14 protein-coding genes are annotated in these 20,231 nt (G+C 69.3%); 3 read left to right on the forward strand and 11 right to left on the reverse strand.

Translation table 11 applies throughout. From position 1 onward, the window contains the following. Positions 1-86 precede the first annotated feature (86 nt). Entirely contained in the window at positions 87-2,909 is a 2,823-nt protein-coding gene (locus SGCZBJ_RS23950) for a [protein-PII] uridylyltransferase (RefSeq protein ID WP_101720427.1), read from the reverse strand. Between the two features lie 78 nt (positions 2,910-2,987). Further along, positions 2,988-5,690, reverse strand: a complete 2,703-nt coding sequence (gene mutS / locus SGCZBJ_RS23955) for a DNA mismatch repair protein MutS (RefSeq protein WP_101720428.1) — start codon at positions 5,688-5,690, stop codon at positions 2,988-2,990. Positions 5,691-5,788: 98 nt separating this feature from the next. Between mutS and SGCZBJ_RS23960 the strand changes: the two genes are divergently transcribed. Beyond that, positions 5,789-6,574, forward strand: a complete 786-nt coding sequence (locus SGCZBJ_RS23960) for an energy transducer TonB family protein (RefSeq protein WP_101720429.1) — start codon at positions 5,789-5,791, stop codon at positions 6,572-6,574. A 69-nt stretch (positions 6,575-6,643) separates the two neighbouring features. Here the strand turns inward: SGCZBJ_RS23960 and dnaJ are convergent, their stop codons facing one another. From dnaJ to SGCZBJ_RS23975, 3 genes are all read right to left on the reverse strand, one after another. Further along, positions 6,644-7,798 (reverse strand): molecular chaperone DnaJ, encoded by a 1,155-nt coding sequence (gene dnaJ / locus SGCZBJ_RS23965; protein WP_101720430.1) that lies wholly within the window; start codon positions 7,796-7,798, stop codon positions 6,644-6,646. A 158-nt stretch (positions 7,799-7,956) separates the two neighbouring features. After that, on the reverse strand, positions 7,957-9,864 hold the full coding sequence (gene dnaK, locus SGCZBJ_RS23970) for a molecular chaperone DnaK (protein WP_101720431.1): 1,908 nt from the start codon (positions 9,862-9,864) through the stop codon (positions 7,957-7,959). Between the two features lie 314 nt (positions 9,865-10,178). After that, the gene (locus SGCZBJ_RS23975; RefSeq protein ID WP_101720432.1) at positions 10,179-12,818 is read right to left on the reverse strand and encodes a M1 family metallopeptidase; all 2,640 of its coding nucleotides are present in this window, start codon (positions 12,816-12,818) and stop codon (positions 10,179-10,181) included. A 92-nt stretch (positions 12,819-12,910) separates the two neighbouring features. On the opposite strand from SGCZBJ_RS23975, the gene SGCZBJ_RS23980 reads away from it, so the two are divergent. Beyond that, positions 12,911-13,528 carry an alpha-ketoglutarate-dependent dioxygenase AlkB gene (locus SGCZBJ_RS23980; RefSeq protein WP_101720433.1) on the forward strand — a complete coding sequence of 206 codons (618 nt, stop codon included), beginning with the start codon at positions 12,911-12,913 and terminating at the stop codon, positions 13,526-13,528. Positions 13,529-13,758: 230 nt separating this feature from the next. Here the strand turns inward: SGCZBJ_RS23980 and dnaA are convergent, their stop codons facing one another. The 5 genes from dnaA to mutM form a co-directional block, all read right to left on the reverse strand. Beyond that, positions 13,759-15,246: a chromosomal replication initiator protein DnaA gene (gene dnaA / locus SGCZBJ_RS23985; protein WP_101720434.1), complete on the reverse strand. Its 1,488-nt coding sequence runs from the start codon at positions 15,244-15,246 to the stop codon at positions 13,759-13,761. A gap of 426 nt (positions 15,247-15,672) precedes the next feature. Beyond that, the gene (rpsT, locus tag SGCZBJ_RS23990; RefSeq protein WP_058347097.1) at positions 15,673-15,948 is read right to left on the reverse strand and encodes a 30S ribosomal protein S20; all 276 of its coding nucleotides are present in this window, start codon (positions 15,946-15,948) and stop codon (positions 15,673-15,675) included. Positions 15,949-16,077: 129 nt separating this feature from the next. Further along, on the reverse strand, positions 16,078-16,863 hold the full coding sequence (locus SGCZBJ_RS23995; protein ID WP_101720435.1) for an enoyl-CoA hydratase: 786 nt from the start codon (positions 16,861-16,863) through the stop codon (positions 16,078-16,080). Between the two features lie 32 nt (positions 16,864-16,895). Then, on the reverse strand, positions 16,896-17,756 hold the full coding sequence (locus tag SGCZBJ_RS24000; RefSeq protein ID WP_101720436.1) for a TraB/GumN family protein: 861 nt from the start codon (positions 17,754-17,756) through the stop codon (positions 16,896-16,898). A gap of 50 nt (positions 17,757-17,806) precedes the next feature. After that, the gene (mutM, locus tag SGCZBJ_RS24005) at positions 17,807-18,685 is read right to left on the reverse strand and encodes a bifunctional DNA-formamidopyrimidine glycosylase/DNA-(apurinic or apyrimidinic site) lyase (protein ID WP_101720437.1); all 879 of its coding nucleotides are present in this window, start codon (positions 18,683-18,685) and stop codon (positions 17,807-17,809) included. Between the two features lie 83 nt (positions 18,686-18,768). Here mutM and SGCZBJ_RS24010 point away from each other — a divergent pair, with 83 nt between their 5' ends. Then, positions 18,769-19,527, forward strand: a complete 759-nt coding sequence (locus SGCZBJ_RS24010) for a class I SAM-dependent methyltransferase (protein WP_101720438.1) — start codon at positions 18,769-18,771, stop codon at positions 19,525-19,527. 20 nt (positions 19,528-19,547) lie between these two features. Here SGCZBJ_RS24010 and SGCZBJ_RS24015 read toward each other — a convergent pair whose 3' ends face one another. Beyond that, on the reverse strand, positions 19,548-20,231 hold the full coding sequence (locus SGCZBJ_RS24015) for a sulfotransferase family 2 domain-containing protein (RefSeq protein ID WP_101720439.1): 684 nt from the start codon (positions 20,229-20,231) through the stop codon (positions 19,548-19,550).

Consider the following 20,231-nt stretch of genomic DNA (forward strand, 5'->3'; position numbering starts at 1 on the left):
GGCGGCGGAATTTTTCCACAAGCGGGCGACGCTGTGGTCGCCGAATTGTTTGACCAGAATCTCGAATCGCTATCCGCGCGCCATTGCTAGCGCGCGACGCTGGCCCGGGCGCGCTTGAGGCCCGGACGGGTGCTCGGGGCGCCCGCCTCGTTCTGCTCGAGCGCCGACAGGAGGTCGGCCTTCAGCGCCGAGACCTTGCGGCCGTCGGCCAGCTTCCCGCCCTCGGCCGTCTGCACGTAGAAGGCGTCGACCGCCCGCTCGCCATAGCCGTCGATATGGGCCGACTGGATGGACAGGCCATTGTCGGCCAGGGTGCGGGCCAGGGCTTGCAGGAGGCCCGGGCGGTCACGGCCGGAGGCTTCCACCACCGTGGCCTCGTGCGAGGCCTCGTTGTCGACGACGACGGTGGGAGCGATGGCGAAGGCGGCCGTGCGGGCCAGCTCGGCGCCGCGCCGGGCCTCGACATTGACGCCCTCGCCGCGGCCGGCCGCTTCCAGGGCGTCGGCCAGGCGGCGCAGGGCGCGGGGGTTCTCGCAGCCCAGCGCCGAGCCGGTGACGTCCTGCACATAGAAGACGTCCAGCGCCTGGCCCTGGCGGGAGGTGAAGACCCGCGCGCCGACGACATTGCCGCCCAGCGACGAGATGGCCAGAGCGAGGTCGGCGAACAGGCCGCGACGGTCGCGCGCGGCGATGACGATCTCGGCGGCGTTGGCGCCGGGATTGACCTTGCCCTCGGCGGCCGCGCCGCCCTGGATGGCGGCCCGGCGGGCCAGGGCGGCGTGGTCGAGCAGGTCCTGCGGACCGAAGGCGCCGAAATAGGCGTCTTCCATCGCCGCGGCCCAGCCCTTGGCGGCGGGGTCGGCGGCGATCAGGGCCTCGCGTGCGGCCGCTGCTGCGGCCTCCTGGTGGCGTTGAACGTTGGCGGTGGCGTCACTGCCCCGGCCGCCCCGGAAAACCGCCTCAGTGGCGTTGTAGAGCTCGCGCAGCAGCTGGCCCTTCCAGCCGTTCCACACGCCGGGCCCCACGGCCCGGATATCGGCCACGGTGATCACCAGCAGCAGGCGCAGGCGCTCGGGGTTCTCGACGATGCGGGCGAAGGCCGCCACGGTGCCGGGATCCGAGACGTCGCGCTTCTGGGCGAAGTCGCTCATGACGAGATGGTTCTCGACCAGCCAGGCGACCAGCTCGACCTTGGACCGTTCCACGCCAAGGCGTTCGCAGGCGCTGCGAGCCGATCGGGCCCCCGCCTTCTCCTGGCCGCCGACGCCGCCCTTGCCGGTGTCGTGCAGCAGCATGGCCAGGAACAGGGCCTCGCGGTCTTCGATCAGCGGCATGATCGACACGGCCAGCGGATGGTCTTCTGAGAGGCGCCCGGCGGCCATGTCGCCGATCAGGCCCACGGCCCGCAGGGTGTGCTCGTCCACGGTGTACGAGTGGTACATGTTGAACTGCATCTGGGCCACGACCCGACCGAACTCCGGGATGAAGCGGCCCAGCACGCCGGCGTCGTTCATCAGGGTCAGGGTGCGGTAGGACCGCTTGCCGCGCGCCAGGAGGTCGAGGAAGGCCCGGGTGGCCTCCGGATCGCGCCGCACCTTCGAGGTGATCAGACCCAGGTGCCGGGTCACGGCCGTGAAGGCGTCGGGGTGTAGGTCGAGGTCGCGCTCGTCGGCGATCTTGAACAGCCGGATCAGGTTGACCGGATCGCTCTCGAAGATCGCCGGCCCGTCGATGTTCAGCCGGCCGCCGTCCTCGTAGAAGCCCGGCGCGTCCAGGGCCTTGCGCTTGGGCTTGGCGCCCGGAAGGAAGCGCGAGATGCCCTTGGGCTCGTTCTTGAAGTGCTCGGCCTCCAGCTTGGCCGAGAAGGCGCGGGTCAGCGCCCCCACTTCCTTGGCGATCAGGAAGTAGCGGCGCATGAAGCGCTCGACGGCCGGCGCGTCGCCGCGGTCGCCATAGCCCATGCGGCGGGCGATCTCGGGTTGGAGATCGAAGGTCAGGCGCTCTTCGGGCCGGCCCGTGGTGAAGTGCAGGTGCGCCCGCACGGCGTGCAGGAAGTCGAAGGCGCGGATGAAGGCCTTGGTCTCGCGGCCCGAGAACACCTCCATCTTGAAGACGTCCTCCGGCGCGTCGACCGGGTGCAGGTATTCGGCGATCCACACCAGGGTGTGCAGGTCGCGCAGGCCGCCCTTGCCCTCCTTGACGTTGGGCTCGACCATGTAGCGGCTGGCGCCGGCGCGGGCCTGGCGGTCGTCGCGTTCCTTCAGCTTGGCGGCCACGAACTGCTGGCCGGTGCCCTTCATGACCTCGTCGCGGAACCGCTTCTTGAGGTCGGCGGCCAGGCGCTCGTCGCCGGTCAGCCGCCGGGCCTCGAGGATCGAGGTGCGGATCGTGAAGTCTTCCTTCGAGAGGCGCACGCACTCCTCGATGGTGCGCGAGGCATGGCCGACCTTGAACCCTAAGTCCCACAGCGCATAGAGCATGTACTCGATCACGCTCTCGACGTGCGGCGTCTGCTTGTAGGGCCGCAGGAACAGGAGATCGATGTCGCTGAACGGCGCCAGGGTGGCGCGGCCGTAGCCGCCCACGGCCATCAGCGCCAGGCGCTCGCCTTCGGTGGGGTTGCGGGCCCGGAAGACGTGCACCGTCGTGAAGTCGTAGAGGGCGGTGATCACCTCGTCGGTGACGCCGCTGAGCAGGCGCGCGGTCTCGACGCCGCCGGCCCCGTTCTCCAGCCGCTCCTTGGCGATCATCCGGCCGCGGAACAGCGCCTGCTTGAGGATGTCGATCGCCCGGGCGCGTTGGGCCGCCTCGTCGCCGATGGCGTCCAGGGCGGCGGCCGAAAGGCGCGCGCGCAGGGCGTGGCCGTCGACGACGTGTTCCAGGGGCGTGGGGCGGAGGCGGCGGGGCATGGCGGTTATATGGGTGTCCGAGACGGGCGGCCAAAGCGGCCACCGGAACCGGCCGCCGCCATGCTCCTATGATTGATCCTAGGTCTTGAGCAGACCCTTAAGGCGATAAAGCGCTTCGAGGGCCTCGCGCGGGCTCATGCCGTCCACGTCCAGCTCCTTCAGCGCCCCATCCACGGCGCTGGGCGCCGAAACGACAGGCGCCGCGGCGACGGGGGCCGAGGCCGCGAACAGCGGCAGGTCGTCGAGCCTGGCTGGTGATTCGGTCTTGCTCTCCAGGCGATCGAGCACCTCCTTGGCGCGGGCCACCACCTGCGGCGGCACGCCGGCCAGCTTGGCCACCTGCACGCCGTAGGAGCGGTCGGCCGGGCCGTCGGCGGCCTCGTGCAGGAAGACCAGGTCGCCGTTCCACTCCTTGGCCCGCAGGCTGAGGTTGGAGACGTGCGCCATGCGCTCCTCCAGCGTCGCCAGCTCGTGATAGTGCGTGGCGAAGAGGGCGCGGCAGCGGTTGGTGTCGTGCAGCGATTCCGCGCAGGCCCAGGCGATGGCCAGGCCGTCATAGGTGGCGGTACCGCGCCCGATCTCGTCGAGGATGACGAGGCTGCGCGGGGTGGCCTGGGTCAGGATGGCGGCGGTCTCGACCATCTCCATCATGAAGGTCGAGCGGCCGCGGGCCAGGTCGTCGCCGGCGCCGACGCGGCTGAACAGGCGATCGACCACGCCCAGCCGGAAGTTCTTGGCCGGCACGTAGCAGCCGGCCTGGGCCAGGATGGCCAGCAGGGCGTTCTGGCGCAGGAAGGTCGACTTACCGGCCATGTTCGGACCCGTGACGATCGACAGGCGGGCGGCCACCTCGCCGGCGGCGTCCAGGCGGCAGTCGTTGGGGGTGTAGGGGTCGCCGGCGCGGCGCACGGCGGCCTCGACCACCGGGTGGCGGGCGGCCTTGGCCTCGAAGGCCAGCGACTTGTCGACGATCGGGCGCACGGCCCCGGCGTCTTCGGACCATTCGGCGAGGCTGGAGGCCACGTCCAGGCGGGCCAGGGCCTCGGCGGCGGCCTGGATCGGCTCGGCCAGGGCGCAGGCCTCGGCGCGCCAGTCCTCGTAGGCGGCCACTTCCATGGCCAGGGCCCGCTCGGCCGCCTGGGCGATGCGGGCGTCGAGGTCGGCCAGCTCCACGGTGGTGAAGCGCACCTGGTTGGCCAGGGTCTGGCGGTGGATGAAGGTGGCGTTCAGCGGCGGCTGGAACAGCGGGTCGGCCTTGCCGGCCGTGGCCTCGACGAAATAGCCCAGCACGCCGTTGTGGCGGATCTTCAGCGAGATGCCGGCCTCTTGGATCAGGCGCTGCTCGAGGGCGGCGACGACCCGGCGGCTGTCGTCGCGCAGGGCGCGGGCCTGGTCGAGCTCGGGGCGGATGCCGGGGGCCACGAAGCCGCCGTCCCGGGCCAGGGCCGGCAGGTCGGGGCCGAGGCCCGCCTCGAGGGTGTTCAAGAGCTGCGAGACGCCCTGGTGCAGCGACGGCGTCAGGGCCGCCAGCGCGCCTTCCAGCTCGACCGGCGGCGGCGACAGCGGGTCGCCCGAGCCGCCGACCATGCCGGCCAGCTTCTCGCCGGTCTTCAGGCCGTCGCGCAGGCAGGCCAGGTCCCGCGGACCGCCACGGCCCAGGGCCAGGCGGGCCAGGGCGCGGGCCATGTCGCCCGAACCCTTCAACTGCTCGCGCAGGCGCTCGCGCAGGGACCGGTGCTCGACGAACCACTCGACGGCGTCCAGGCGCTGGTCGATGGCGGCCGGGTCGAGCAGGGGGCGGGCCAGGCGCGAGGCCAGGAGGCGCGCGCCGCCCGGCGTGACGGTGCGGTCGATAGCCGCCAGCAGTGAGCCGTTGCGGTCGCCGTTCTGGGTGCGGTCGATTTCCAGGCTCGAGCGGGTCGCCGGGTCGATCGACATGACGTCGGCCTCGGCCGCGCGGCGCGGCGCGCGCAGGGCCGGCAGCTTGCCGGCCTGGGTCATTTCCAGGTGGGCGGCGATCAGGCCGAGCGCGCCGATTTCCGCCGCCGCCAGGCCGCCGAAACCGTCCAGGGTGTCGACGCCGTAGAGGCGCTTGACCCGGGTCTCCGACGCCTGCGGCTCCGACAGGGCGGATGGCATCGGTTGAATCAGCCCGCCGCAGATCTTCAGGGTCTGGGCCAGATGGTCGTCGGCCAGCAGGCGGTCGGCGACCAGGGTCTCGGACGGCGACAGGGCCGCCAGCAGGGGCCCCACGCCCTCCTTGCCGGTCGAGAAGCACTCGACCTCGCCGGTGGACAGTTCCACGGCCGCCACGGCCGCCTGGCCCGCGCGAATGGCCACCGCCGCCAGGCGGTTGGCGCCGCGGGCGTCCAGCAGGCCGTCCTCGGTCAGGGTGCCCGGCGTCACCACGCGGACGATGTCGCGGCGGACCACTGACTTGGAGCCGCGCTTCTTGGCCTCGGCCGGGTCTTCCATCTGCTCGCAGACGGCGACCTTGAAGCCCATCCGGATCAGCTTCGACAGATAGGCCTCGGCCGCGTGATGCGGCACGCCGGCCATCGGGATCGGCTGGCCGGCATGGGTTCCCCGGAAGGTCTGGGAGATGCCCAGGGCGGCGGCCGCGCGGATCGCGTCGTCGAAGAACAGCTCGTAGAAGTCGCCCATCCGGAAGAACAGCAGCGCGTCGGGCTGGCGGGTCTTCATCTCGAAGAACTGCTGCATCACCGGCGTGGCGCCGGTGGCGTCGAACGTCTGGACGGGCGGAGAAACGGGGGCGTTCATCCCCAGGAATCTACAGAGCGTCGCCGAATTCGTTAAGCGAAAGCGACATTGCCCAGCTCGGGCGTCCCCAATAAATTCGCGGCGAACGTGGGGGCGTGATGATCGAGAACGAACAGGGCGCGGCGGCCGGGGCCAAGGCTGCGCCGACGGCGTACAAGCCCGACTGGCTGCGCAAGCCGACCGGCCAGGAAGTGGCCGCCTTCTTTCCCAAGGAGGCCGGCAGGCGCGGGGTGAGCGGCACGGCGACCATCGCCTGCAAGGTGGTGGCCGAGGGCCGGCTCGGCGACTGCGAAGTGACCAAGGAGCGGCCCGCGGGGCTGGGCTTCGGCGAGGCGGCGCTGGGTCTTTCGAAGACCTTCCGGATGACCCCGCCGCCGCCGGGCCAGATCGGCGAGCAGAGCGTCTCCATCCCGTTCACCTTCCAGGCGCCGAGGATGGCGACGGCCCAGGATGGCGCCTCGCGCTACAAGCCGCAGTGGCTGCGCAGGCCGACCGAGGACGAACTCAACGCCTACTATCCCGAGAAGGCCCAGGACCGGGAGATCGGCGGCTCGGCCAGGCTGACCTGCAAGGTCGTGGAGGGCGGCCAGCTGTCGGGCTGCATGGTCACCGAAGAGACGCCGGTGGGCCTGGGTTTCGGCGAGGCGGCGCTGAAGCTCTCGAAGATCTTCCGCATGACGCCGCCGCCGCCCGGCGCGACCGGCGAGGTCACCATTCCGATCACCTTCAGCGTGCCGCCCAGCCTGGAAAGCCGGTTCTTCGACGGCGAGTGGCGCGAAGGCCCGGCCGGCGTCGCGGCCGTCGTCGTCGTGAGCCTGGCCCTGATCCTCGGCGGCCTTGTTCTGGCGCGGGCCCTGAGAGGGGACCGCCGGGTCGACCTCTAGACGCTTCAACCCGAAACGAAAAAGGCCCGCCGATGGGGCGGGCCTTTCGCGGTCGAATGCGAACCGGGTCTAGTTCCCCGTCACTTCTTCCCAGAAGCGCTTGGCCTTGCCGACGAAGTTGGCCGACTTGGGGTTCTGCTTGTCGTCGCACAGGCCGGCGAGTTCCTTGAGGAGCTCCTTCTGGCGGGCCGACAGGTGGGTCGGGGTCTCGACGAACAGCTCGACCACCAGGTCGCCGCGCTGGCGGTTGCGCAGCGACGGCATGCCCTTGCCCTTCAGGCGGACGGTCTTGCCGGTCTGGGCCCCTTCCGGAACCTTGACGCTGATCTTGCAGGTGCCGTCGCAGGTCTCGCCGCCCTTCAGGCACGGGGCCTCGATCTCGCCGCCGAGCGCGGCCACCGTCATCGGCACCGGCACGGTGCACAGAAGATCCAGGCCGTCGCGCTCGAACAGTTCGTGCGGGCTGACCGACAGGAAGAGGTAGAGGTCGCCGCGCGGACCGCCGCGCACGCCTGCGTCGCCTTCGCCCGCCAGGCGGATCCGGGCGCCGTCGTCGACGCCGGCCGGGATGCGGACCGACAGGATGCGCTCCTTGCGGACCTGGCCGTGGCCATGGCAGCCGGCGCAGGGATCCAGCACCAGGCGGCCCGAGCCGCCGCAGCGCGGGCAGGCGCGTTCGACCGAGAAGAACCCCTGCGTGGCGCGCACGCGGCCGGCGCCGCCGCACGAGCCGCAGACGGTGGGGCTGGTGCCGGGCTTGGCGCCCGAGCCGTCGCAGACCTCGCAGGTCATGGCCGCGGGGACGGTGATCTCGACCTCGGCGCCGGCATAGGCCTGCTCCAGCGAGATCTCCAGGTCGTAGCGCAGGTCCTGGCCGCGCTGCGGGCCGTTGGACTGACGGCGGCCGCCGCCGAACATCTCGCCGAAAACGTCCCCGAACACGTCGCCGAAGATGTCGCTGGCGTCGAACCCGCCGCCCATGCCGCCAGGGCCGCCCTGCGGACCATTGACGCCGGCGTGGCCGAAGCGGTCGTAGGCGGCGCGCTTCTGCGGGTCGGAGAGGACGCTGTAGGCCTCGTTGATTTCCTTGAACCGGCCGCTCGCGTCCTCGCAACCGCCATTGCGGTCGGGGTGGTGCTGCATCGCCAGCTTGCGGAAGGCGGATTTCAGGCCCGCGTCGTCGCAGGTCCGGTTCACGCCGAGAATTTCGTAATAGTCGCGCATCGTCAGCGTTCGGCGCCCGTAAGGCTCAACAAGACAGGGAGTGTCGAGAAAGAGGTGGGGGAGGGCGCGCCCCGCCGCAAGGCGTCAATCGGGCGCACCGCAAAACGAGCGCGCCGGCGAACGGATCTCGAAGGATCGTTCGCCGGCGCGTCCATGGCTTAGGAAGCCGGCTTGTCGGCGCCGTCGACTTCCTCGAACTCGGCGTCCACGACGCCGTCGTCCGCGGCGGCCTCGGCGCCGGCTTCGGCGCCTTCACCACCTTGCTGCGAGGCGTACATGGCCTCGCCCAGCTTCATCGACGCCTGGATCAGGGCCTGGGTCTTGGCCTGGATGGCCTCGACGTCCTCGCCTTCCAGGGCGGTCTTCAGCTCGGTGACGCCGGTCTCGATCGCGGTCTTCTCAGCCGCGCCGACCTTGTCGCCATGCTCGGCCAGGGCCTTCTCGGTCGAGTGCAGGATCGCCTCGCCCTGGTTCTTGGCCTCGACCAGCTTCTTCTTCTCTTCGTCCGCGGCCTTGTTGGCCTCGGCTTCCTTGACCATGCGCTCGATGTCGCTGTCCGAGAGGCCGCCGTTGGCCTGGATGCGGATCGAGTGCTCCTTGTTGGTCGCCTTGTCCTTGGCGTGGACCTGGACGATGCCGTTGGCGTCGATGTCGAAGGTGACCTCGATCTGCGGCACGCCGCGCGGCGCCGGCGGGATGCCCACCAGGTCGAACTGGCCGAGGATCTTGTTGTCCACGGCCATCGGGCGTTCGCCCTGGAACACGCGGATGGTCACGGCCGACTGATTGTCGTCAGCGGTCGAGAAGGTCTGCGAGCGCTTGGTCGGGATCGTGGTGTTGCGCTCGATCAGCGGGGTGAACACGCCGCCGAGGGTCTCGATGCCCAGGGTCAGCGGGGTCACGTCGAGCAGCAGCACGTCCTTGACGTCGCCTTGCAGAACGCCGGCCTGAACGGCCGCGCCCAGCGCAACGACTTCATCGGGGTTCACGCCCTTGTGGGGTTCGCGACCGAAGAAGTCCTGCACCGCCTGCTGGACCTTGGGCATGCGGCTCATGCCGCCGACCAGGATCACTTCGTCGATGTCGCTCTTCTTCAGGCCGGCGTCCTTGAGGGCCTGTTCGCACGGACCGATGGTGCGGGCGATCAGGTCGTCGACCAGGGCTTCCAGCTTCGAGCGCGACAGCTTGATGTTCAGGTGCAGAGGGCCCGAGGCGTTCATGCTGATGAACGGCAGGTTGACCTCGTACTGAGCCGTCGACGACAGCTCCTTCTTGGCCTTCTCGGCTTCCTCGCGCAGGCGCTGGAGGGCCAGCTTGTCTTTGCGCAGGTCGACGCCCTGCTCCTTCTTGAACTCGTCGGCCAGGTAGTCGACGATCCGCAGGTCGAAGTCTTCACCACCCAGGAAGGTGTCGCCGTTGGTCGACTTCACCTCGAACACGCCGTCGCCGATCTCGAGGATCGAGACGTCGAAGGTGCCGCCGCCCAGGTCGTAGACCGCGATCTTCTTGCCGTCGTTCTTGTCCAGGCCGTAGGCCAGGGCCGCCGCGGTCGGCTCGTTGATGATGCGCAGGACTTCCAGGCCGGCGATCTTGCCGGCGTCCTTGGTCGCCTGACGCTGGGCGTCGTTGAAGTAGGCCGGAACGGTGATGACCGCCTTGGTAACCGGCTCGCCGAGGTGGGCTTCGGCGGCTTCCTTCATCTTCTGCAGGATGAAGGCTGAGACTTCCTGGGGCGAGTAGTCCTTGCCGTGGGCCTTGACCCAGGCGTCGCCGGTCGGGCCCTTGACGATCTCGTAGGGCACCATGCCCTTGTCCTTCTCGACCACCGGGTCGTTCGCGTTGCGGCCGATCAGGCGCTTGATAGCGAACAGGGTGTTGGTCGGGTTGGTCACGGCCTGGCGCTTGGCGGGCTGGCCGATCAGGCGCTCGCCGTCCTCGAGGAAGGCGACGACCGACGGGGTGGTGCGAGCGCCTTCGGCGTTCTCGATCACCTTCGGGTTCTTGCCGTCCATGATGGCCACGCACGAGTTCGTGGTGCCAAGGTCGATACCGATAATCTTGCTCATGTGGTGTGCCTGCAGCTCCTCGAATGGCGGACGGCGGTGACAAGGGCCTTATCAGAAGCGCCCCGGTTTTTCTCGGTCCGTCCCCGTCTGGTCGCGTCTAGGGTTGATCCAAAATCCTGTTGCCTGGACGAACCAGGCGAAAGGAGAGGCTTCAGTCGAAGTTGACGAGCCCGTCAACCCCGCTTCGATGCCCGATATGGGGGATACGCGTACAGTCGCAACCCCATTCCCGCAGGGAAAGAAGGGGAATCTGCAAGACGGAACGTCGCAGCGTCGGCTCGTCGACCCTTGGCCGACGCCGCGAAAAGCTCCGTTCAGCCGGCCTTGGCGACCCAGGCGGTGATCGCCGGCAGACGCTCACGACGCACCTTGGCCCGGTATTCGATCGCCGAGACCGTCTTGTCGGCCTCCTTGCGCGAGCTCTCAGTGAGGTTGGCGCCGGCCCAGGCCTTCAGCTTCTCGGCCGTCTCCAGCTTGCCTGAGGCCTTGGCGAGGCTGGGGATGAAGCGGGTGCGGGCGCTGTTGTCGACCTTGGCGTCGACCGCGTCGCGATGGGCCGTGGCGAAGTCGAAGGCCATGTCCGGATGGCGCGAGGCGACGGCCGAGATCATCCCGGCCGAGTTGGTCTCGCCCGGCTCGGCGGTCAGGGCCAGGTCCAGGGCCTTGCGGGCCAGGGCCTCGTCGTCGGCCGCCGCCAGCAGGTTGTAGAGCTGGGTGCGGACCAGCGGCGTCTTCTCGGCCTGGGCCTGGGCATGGATGGCGTCCCAGGTCGCCGCGTCGGCGTTGACGGCCACGACGCCCAGGATCGCCTTGCGCAGCGGGCCGGGGATGGCGGCCGGGTCGGTCTTGTCGGCGGCGAAGCGCTTGCGGGCCTCGGCGACCACGGTCGGATCGCCCAGCTCGCCCAGGGTGGCGATCAGGTCGCCGCGCAGGATGGCCACGGTATCGAGCTCGCCGGCCTTGGCCTCCCAGCCCACGCGGGCCAGCAGCGGCAACAGGCGGGCGATGGCCAGCTTGCGGAAGGCGGCGCGCTCGGCCTGGCCTTCGTAGTAGCCGTCGATGGCCGACAGGACGCTGGCGACCTTGGACAGCACCTGCGGGTCGGCCTCGGCCGGCGTGGCGGCGATCAGGGCCAGGGCGTCGGTCGGCGCCTGCTGGCCGGCCGCGCCCATCGACCAGGCGTCCGACAGCAGGCCCAATTGGTCGATCGCCGGCAGCTTGCCGAAATCGGCCGCAAGGCGCTGGAACTGGGCCGGGGCGTAGAGGGTGCGGTAGTAGCCGCTCTGGCCGGCGTTGACGACGATGGGGCCGCAGCCGTCGACGGTCAGGCTGGCCTTGCCGCCCTCGACCACGGTCTTGGCGATCGCCGCGCCGTCCAGCGCCTTGGCGTTGACCGGGACGCGCCAGGCCAGGGGCGTCTTGTCGGGGAAGTCCTTGCTGAATTCGCCTTGTGTCAGGGTCAGCACCTGCTTGCCGGCCTGGCAGGCGCCGGCCTCGACGCGGATCAGCGGCACGCCGGGTTGCAGGGTGAAGTCATGGGCGATGGCGGTGATCGGCTTACCGGCGGCCGTCTCGACCGCCTTCCACAGGTCGTCGCTGACCGTGTTGCCGTAGGCGTGGGCCTTGATGTAGGCGCGCACGCCGGTGCGCCAGGCGTCCTCGCCGACATAGCCCTCGAGCATGCGGATGACCGCCTCGCCCTTCTGGTAGGTGATGGCGTCGAAGGCCTGGCTGGCCTGCTCGACGGTCTCGACGTGCTGCACGACGGGGTGGGTCGTGACCAGGCCGTCCAGGCTCATGGCGTATTCTCGCCCGCCGACGGCGGCCAGGGCGGCGTTCCATTCGGGATGGAACTTCTCGGTCGCCCGGCCCTCCATCCACGAGGCGAAGCCTTCGTTGAGCCACAGGTCGTCCCACCAGGCCATGGTCACCAGGTTGCCGAACCACTGGTGGGCGGTCTCGTGTGCGACAGTGGTGTAGATGTTCTGGGCGTCGCGCTGGGTCGAGATCTTCGGATCCATCAGCAGGGCGTATTCGAAGTAGAAGATCGCCCCCCAGTTCTCCATGGCGCTGAAGAACTGGCTGCGGCCGGGCGCGGCGATGTGGTCCAGCGCCGGCAGCGGGTAGTCGACGCCGAAATAGTCGTTGTACCAGGCGGTCAGCGGACCGGCGGAGTCCAGCGCGAACTTGGCCTTGGCCAGGTCGCCCTTCTTGGTCACCACGCCGATGTCGACGCCGGCGGTCTTGATGCTGGCGCGCTCGAACTCGCCCAGGCCGAAGAACAGCAGGTAGGTCGACATCTTCGGCGAGGTCGCGAAGGTCACCTTCGTCTTGCCGCCGCCAAGGTCGACGCTCTTGGCGATCGGCATGTTGCCCAGGGCCATCTGGCCGGTCGGGATCGTCGCCTCGACGCTGAACGTCGCCTTATGGAACGGTTCGTCCCACGAGGGGATGAACCGGCGGGCGTCGGAGTTCTCGAACTGGGTGTAGAGGGCGCGCCTCTGGCCCTCCTCGGTGTCGTAGTCGAGGGCGAACAGGCCGGCGGCCTGGGTGTAGATCTTGCCGGCGTAGTCGATGGCCAGCACGTGCTTGCCCTGGGCCAGGGGGGTCTTGAGCGTGAAGGCGGCGGTCTGGGCGTCCTCGTCGACCTTGATGGTCGCCGGCTTGCCGTCGATGGCGGCCTTGGCGAAGGTCAGGTCGGCCGCCTGCAAGGTGATGGTCGCGGTCGGCTCGGTCACCTCGACGGCGATCTTCACCGAGGCGGTGAATCTCATCGTCTTGGCGTCGGGCGTGAAGGCGAGGTCGTAATGGGTCGGATGGGCGTTGCGGGGCAGCTGGGTGGTCACCGTGGCCGGCGTCGCGCCCTTGGAGCCGGAAACGGCCGGGGCGGCGAGGGCAGTCCCCGAGGCGAGAAGCAGCGTGACCGCGGCGGCGGTGGACAGAAGACGACGCATGAACGGCCCTGGTATGGAATGATCGTGCGGAGAAACCCGCGAAGGCGCGAACCAACACCCATCCGCCCGTCCACAGGCATTAATTCCGCGTAATGATGACCCCCGTCAGCCTCGTCCCCGGCTTCGATCTCTGGCCCAGCCTGCTGTCGCCGGAGGCTCAGCGCGGGCTCGTCGAGACCGTGCTGGCGGCCGCGGCGATCTCGCCGCCGGCCAATTACGCAACGCCCTACGGCAAGGCGATGAGCGTGGCCATGACCAGCCTGGGGCCGCTGGGCTGGACCAGCGACGCAGTCGGCTACCGCTATGCCGACCGTCACCCCGGGACCGGCGCGCCCTGGCCGGCGATGCCCCAGGCGCTGTTCGATCTTTGGGCGGCCCTGGGCGATCCCGAGGTTCCGCCCGACGCCTGCCTGGTCAATTTCTACGACGCCGAGGCCCGCATGGGCCTGCACCAGGACCGCGACGAGACCGATCCGCGCTTTCCGGTGCTGTCGATCTCGCTGGGCGACACGGCGGTGTTCCGCATCGGCGGAACCAGCCGCAAGGACCCGACCCGGTCGGTGCGGCTGTCGTCCGGCGACGTCTGCCGATTGTCGGGCCGGGCCCGCCTGGCTTTCCACGGCGTCGACCGCATCCTGCCGGGCTCCTCGCGCCTCGTGCCCGGGGGAGGGCGGATCAACCTGACGCTCAGGCGGGCGCGGGCGGGTTGATCGAGCCCCAAGCCTCTTATGCTCCCGTCATTCCCGCCCTTGTGGCGGAAACCCTCGTTCCGTTTCCACGTGAGGCGCAAGCGGACTGCCGAGCAGTCCGCCCCAACCGCACCTGCGGCCGACAGAGAGGTTCCCGCCACAAGGGCGGGAATGACGGGAAGAAAGAATGGCCCAAACGAAAAGGGCCGCTCCTTGCGGAGCGGCCCCTTCGGTCGACTTGGAAGCCCTGATCAGCCGCGCAGCTTGCGGGTGATGGTCTCCAGGTCCTGGCTGAGCACGGCGTCGTCCTGGCGCAGGGCCTCGATGCGGCGCACGGCGTGCAGGACGGTGGTGTGGTCGCGACCGCCGAAGCGACGACCGATGTCCGGCAGTGAACGAGTGGTCAACTGCTTGGCCAGCCACATGGCCGCCTGGCGCGGACGGGCGATGGCGCGGTTGCGGCGCTCGCTGAGCAGGTCGGCCTGCTTCATGCCGTAGTGCTCGGACGTCGCCTTCTGGATGTCGTCGATGGTGATCCGCTTCTCGCCGCCGCGCAGGTGCGGGCGCAGGATCGCCTGGACTTCGTCCAGCGACAGGCGCGACAGGCGCTCGCCGGCGCGGGCGGTCAGGGTGTTGAGCGCCCCTTCCAGCTCGCGGACGCTGTCGGTGAAGCGGTCGGCCAGGAATTGCAGCACTTCCGGACGGACCGTCCCGACGAAGCCCTGGGCGCGGCCCAGCGCCTCGATCTTGCGCTCCAGGATGCCCAGGCGCAGCGAGCGGTCGGCCGGCTCCATGCCGCAGACCAGGCCCGCCGACAGGTGCGAGCGCAGGCGCGCGTCCATCTCGGTCATGGCCGAGGGCGGACGGTCGGCCGAGAACACCACCCGGCGGCCGTCCTCGACGAGGGCGGTCAGGGTGTGGAACAGCTCTTCCTGGCTCGACTGCTTGCCGGCGATGAAGTGCACGTCGTCGATGATCAAGAGGTCGGCGCCGCGCAGTTCGTCCTTGAAGGCCGTGGTCTGGCGATCCATGACCGCGCGGACGAAGGTCGACAGGAAGCGCTCGGCGGTCAGGTAGACCACGCGCTTGTTCGGGGCGGCGCGCATGGCCTCCCAGGCCAGGGCGTTCAGCAGGTGCGTCTTGCCGAAGCCGTAGGGGCCGTGGAACAGCACCGGGTTGAAGTGGCCGTCGGCCCAGCTGGCGACGCGGCGCGCCACGGCGTGGGCGAATTCGTTGGCGGGGCCCGGAACGAAGCTGTCGAAGGTGAAGCGTTCCTGCAGGCCCTGGATCGGCGAGGTCTTGCCGGCGACAGGGGCCGCGGCGGCGGGGACGTCGCTGGAGACCGGCAGCACGATCTCGATCGGCTGCGGCTTGGCCTCGACATAGACGGCGCCGGTGGTGGCCGAGGCGGCGTCGGCCGAGGCTTCGAATTCGAGGCGTGACTTCAGGTCGAGGCGGCGGCCTACGGCGTCGCCGGCGGCCCAAAGCTCGCCGATGCGTCGCCAGGCGCTGCGACGGATCCAGTCGCGGGCGATGCCGGTCGGAGTCACGAGGACGACGTCGCCCCCTTGAGTTTCGCGCAGCACGGCGGGCGCGATCCACGAACCGAAGGCGGCGTCGCCCAGCTCGCGCTTCAGGGAGACGCAGACTTTGTTCCACACGATGCCGGCAGGCTCGCGCGTGACGGCGGCATACGCCGCCGACAATTCATGACTGGCCGCCCCGACCTTGATCGACATCAGTTCACCGCCTCGCGCCTGCATACACACAATTACAGATTGCCGGCCGCAAGCCCCCCATGGCGCGCGACCGAACTCAGAAACTCTCCCCCGCAATTATTGTGGACACACAGGGGCTTAACCGGCGAACGCATGGTGTCCGCCGCCGCCGCTGTCGTCAAAGACTGGGAGAGCGCTGAGACCTTTAAACTAGCCACCGGCCCGGGCCGGTCAAACGGAAAACTTGCGTCCGATCGCGGATATTTCTGTTGACTCGCGACACCGCCTCGCCCGTCAAGGGAAAGCCGTTTTGAAGACTTTCGTTCGACGAGCCGGGGGGCAGGTAAAGGAGTACATAGACAAAGCAAAAGCCGACCGAGTTGCCTCGATCGGCTTCTACAAGTCTTTGATTTCGCTGAACGAACGGCGTTCGTTCGCGATCTGGACTTAGGCGGCGGCCTTATCCAGCTTCTTCAGACGGGCGGCCAGGCGCGACACCTTGCGCGAGCCCGTGTTCGGGTGAACGACGCCCTTCGAGACGGCGCGCATCAGCTCCGATTGCGCCTCGATGAAGGCGGCCTTGGCGACGGCGACGTCGCCCTTGGCGATGGCGTCTTCGAACTTGCGCAGGAAGGTGCGCACGCGCGAGCGGCGAGCGGTGTTCACTTCGGTGCGACGGGCGATCTTGCGGATCGCTTTCTTGGCGCCGGGATTATTGGCCATGGATAGGACCTTCAAACGGACGGCCGCGCGGGCGGCCGCGAAGCAGGTGAAATCAAGAGCGCGCGGATATACGGGAAGGCCGTCGACCGGTCAATCCATCCACAATGGGAATCTTCGCCGGCCCGGGGATCACGACCCCTTGAACGCAGGTTTGCGCTTCTCGACGAAGGCGGCCATCCCTTCCTTCTGGTCGTCGAAGGCGAACAGCGAGTGGAACAGCCGGCGCTCCAGAGCCACGCCCGTGGTCAGGGTGGTCTCGTAGGCGGCGTTGACCAGTTCCTTGTTCATGGCCGTGGCCAGCGGCGACTGGGAGGCGATCTTGGCGGCGACCTTGACGGCCTCGTCGACCAGTTGGTCGGCCGGGAAGATGCGCGAGACCAGGCCCGCACGCTCGGCTTCCTCGGCGTCCATCATCCGGCCGGTCAGGATCATGTCCATGGCCTTGGACTTGCCCACCAGGCGGGTCAGGCGCTGGGTGCCGCCGATGCCGGGCGCGACGCCCAGGTTGATCTCCGGCTGCCCGAACTTGGCGGTGTCGGCGGCCAGGATGAAGTCGCACATCATCGCCAGCTCGCAGCCGCCGCCCAGGGCGTAGCCGGACACCGCGGCGATGATCGGCTTCCGCACCGTCTCGATGGCCCGGGCCTGGGCCGTGAAGAAGTCGGCCTTGAACATGTCGGCATAGGACTTGTCCGACATCTCCTTGATGTCGGCCCCGGCGGCGAAGGCCTTGGGCGAGCCGGTCAGCACGATGCAGCCCACCGTGTCGTCGCCCTGCGCCTGGGCCAGGGCTTGGCCGAGTTCCGTCAGCAAGACGCTGTTGAGGGCGTTCAGCGCCTCGGGCCGGTTCAGGCGGATCAGGGCCACGCCGGGCGCGGTCGTGGGGCGTTCGACGATCAGGGTCTCAAAGGCCATCTGCGCTCGTTCCTCATGCTCACTTCGGCCGTCTATTGCGGCCCTTCGACATCGTAGCCCAGCGCGCGCAGGCGGGCAGGAAGGCCGTCAGGGCCCAGCAGGTGCCCCGCGCCGACCACCACCACCGTCCGGCCGGATCCGGCCAGGCGCGCTTGCAGGGCGTCCATCCACCGTGCGTTACGCTCGACGATGAACCGACGATAGAGGGCGGGCGAAGATTTCCGCATTCCCCCGACCACGGCGCGCTCGAGCGCTTTCTGATCGCCCTGCGACCAGGCGGCCACCAGGCGGCGATATGCGCCGGGGTCCTTTTCCAGCTGCCTGACCGTGGCGTCGAGAGTGCGGACCTGGTCGGCCTCGGAGGCGCCGGCGAACAGCGCCATCTGCTCGTCGGGGGTCTCGAAGGCCTTGCGGACGACCTTGGGCGGCGCGGCCGCCTGCAATCGCCGCTCGACCCCGCCCTCGGCCAGGCCTTGGTCCTGGGCGAAGGCGGCCGTGGTCAGCCGCACCTCGGCCATCCACGGCTTGAGGCGCTCGATCTCGCTCATCGGCACGTCCAGGCGGCTGGCCAGCTTGCGCAGCCGGGCGGCGGCGCGGGGCTTCAGCCGCGAGGTCAGGGTCTGGCCGGGCGGCAGCAGGCCGTAGGCGCCGGCCAGGTCCTGCATCCGCCGGTCGGCGGCCGCATCCATCGGGACCTCGAACCACAGGTCGTCGGCCTGGGCGAGGGCGGCGTCCAGCGCCGGGGGCTTCCAGTCGAGGTCCTTGGGCAGGACGTGCATCGAGCCGAACAGCACGATCTCGGAATCCGCGTCGCGCACCGTCCACACCGGCGGCGCGGCCAGGGCGGGGGTCGCCAGCAGGGCGGCCAGAGCGACGAGGAGGGAACGGAACATCACGCCAAACCGGAAAGCTGCGCCTCAAGCTGGAGAAGGCGCGGCCAGGGTCATTTCTGACAAACGGGGCAGAAAAAGGTTGAACGCCCGGCCTGGACCTCGCGGGCGATCACGCCCTTGCAGCCAGGCGTGGGGCAGGGCTCGCCCTCGCGGTCGTAGACCCTGAACCGGTGCTGGAAATAGCCCAGCGCCCCGTCGGCGGCGGCGAAGTCCTTCAGCGACGAGCCCCCGACCTCGACCGCCTCGGCCAGCACGTCCTTGATGGCGGCGGTCAGCGGCCCCAGGCGCTTGCCGGCGATCTGGCCCGACGGCTTGAACGGCGAGATTCCCGAGCGGTGCAGCGCCTCGCAGACATAGATGTTGCCCAGGCCCGCCACGGTCTTCTGGTCCAGCAGCAGGGTCTTGGGCCCTTGCTTGCGGCCGCCGAAGGCCTTGACCAGGGTCTTGGCGTCGAAGGCGTCCGACAGCGGCTCTGGCCCCATGGTCGCGAACCACGGATGGCGGTCGACGCGGTCGGTGGCGATCAAATCCATGAAGCCGAACCGGCGCGGGTCGTAATAGGTGACGGTCGCGCCCTCTTCGGTCTCGAACACGACGTGGGCGTGCTTGTCGTCCGGCCTGACCTCCCGGGCGAAGTCGCCGGGCCTGCCAATTCTTTCCTGATTTGGGCCCTCGGGAGCCGCTATCTCAAATCTTCCGGTCATGCCCAGATGCATCACAAGGGTGTCGCCACGATCCAGCGGCGCCAGCAGGTACTTGGCCCGTCGCTCCAGCCGCAGGATCCTCGCGCCGGTCAGCCGCTGGACGAAGCCGTCGGGCAGGGGAAAGCGCAGGTCGGGGCGGTTGGCGCGCACGCGGATGAGGCGCGCGCCGGACAGGACGGGCTCGAGTCCGCGGCGGACGGTCTCGACTTCGGGCAGTTCGGGCAAGGAAGACCCCTTAAAACGATGACGCGGCGCGAGACGCGGTCTAATAGGCGAAGATCATATAGAGAGCCCGACCCGTAGACGTCATGAGCAAGCCCTCCGCCACTTTCGGATTCAAGGACGTTGATCCCGCGCTGAAGGCCGGGCTGGTGCGCGGGGTCTTCGACCGCGTGGCCAAGAACTACGACCTGATGAACGACCTGATGAGCGGCGGCGTGCACCGGCTCTGGAAGGACGCGGTCGCAGCCCGCCTCAACCCGCAGCCGGGCGAGGTGATCATCGACTGCGCCGGCGGCACCGGCGACATGGCCCGCCGCTTCGCCAAGATGGCCCGCAACGCGCAGCAGCGCCGCGGCGGCCCCGACGCGACCATCAACATCGTCGACTACAACGCCGAGATGATCATGGCCGGGATCGAAAAGGGCGGCGAGCCCGAGATCACCTGGACCGTCGGCGACGCCCAGCGCCTGCCGCTGCCCGACGCCTATGCCGACGCCTATGTGATCTCGTTCGGCATCCGCAACGTCACCGACATCGACGCGGCCCTGCGCGAAGCGCGCCGGGTGCTCAAGCCCGGCGGCCGCTTCCTGTGCCTGGAGTTCTCGCGTCCGGCCACCGAGGCCCTCGCCAAGGCCTATGACGCCTACAGCTTCAAGGTCATCCCGCAGGTCGGCGAATGGGTCGCCAAGGACCGCGACGCCTACCAGTACCTGGTCGAGAGCATCCGCCGCTTCCCCGACCAGAAGACCTTCCTGTCGATGATCGAGGCGGCCGGCTTCAAGCGGGCGACCTACACCAACTTCACCGGCGGCGTGGCGGCCCTGCACCAGGGCTGGGCGCTCTAGGGGCGGGCGACCCTGCGGCGTCAGCCGCCGCAGCGGCGTACGACGTCTGCGTAGAGGGCCTCGTCGAACTCGTTGTAGCGGGCGATCTTGCGGCGCAACTCGTCGGAGACCGGCCGGCCGGCGTGATCGCCCGCCGTGACGTTGAGCCGCGAGAGGTTCACGCCCGCCATCTCGGGGAGGACATCGGCCAACCGGGTCAAGTCCTCCTGCATCGCCTCCTGCCGGCCGATCCAGACGCATTCGTCCAGCGTCGCCTTGGCGCGCTCGAACGTGTCCTGCATGTCCACGTTGGTGTTCAGGACATGGTCGCCTAACTGGCGGACCTGGCGATTGTAGATGTTGCGAAAGACGGTCTCGACGTCGAGCGAGAAGAAGTCGTCGATGTCATGCGACAGGGCGGCCATCACGTCCGGATAGGGCGGGACGCCCACGCTGCGGACGAAGCGGTACCACGACAGGCAACGCTCGGTCGGGTCGCGCACGGCGGTGAGCAGCATGGCGTCGGGAAAGAAGCGGCGCGCATCGGTGACGCTGATATGGCCGAAGACGACCGAATAGCGTCGCAGCGCGTCGGCTTCGGCTTCGGTCATCTCGGAGGCCCCGAAGGCGGGGCTGACGGCGTCCTCGCCCAGGCCGCGGCAGAGCGTTTCGCGCAAGCTGGTGCCGGCCGTCTTCGGAATATGGAGGAAAACGGCGCGGACCAT

Source organism: Caulobacter zeae (assembly GCF_002858925.1).
GTDB classification, from domain to species: domain Bacteria; phylum Pseudomonadota; class Alphaproteobacteria; order Caulobacterales; family Caulobacteraceae; genus Caulobacter; species Caulobacter zeae.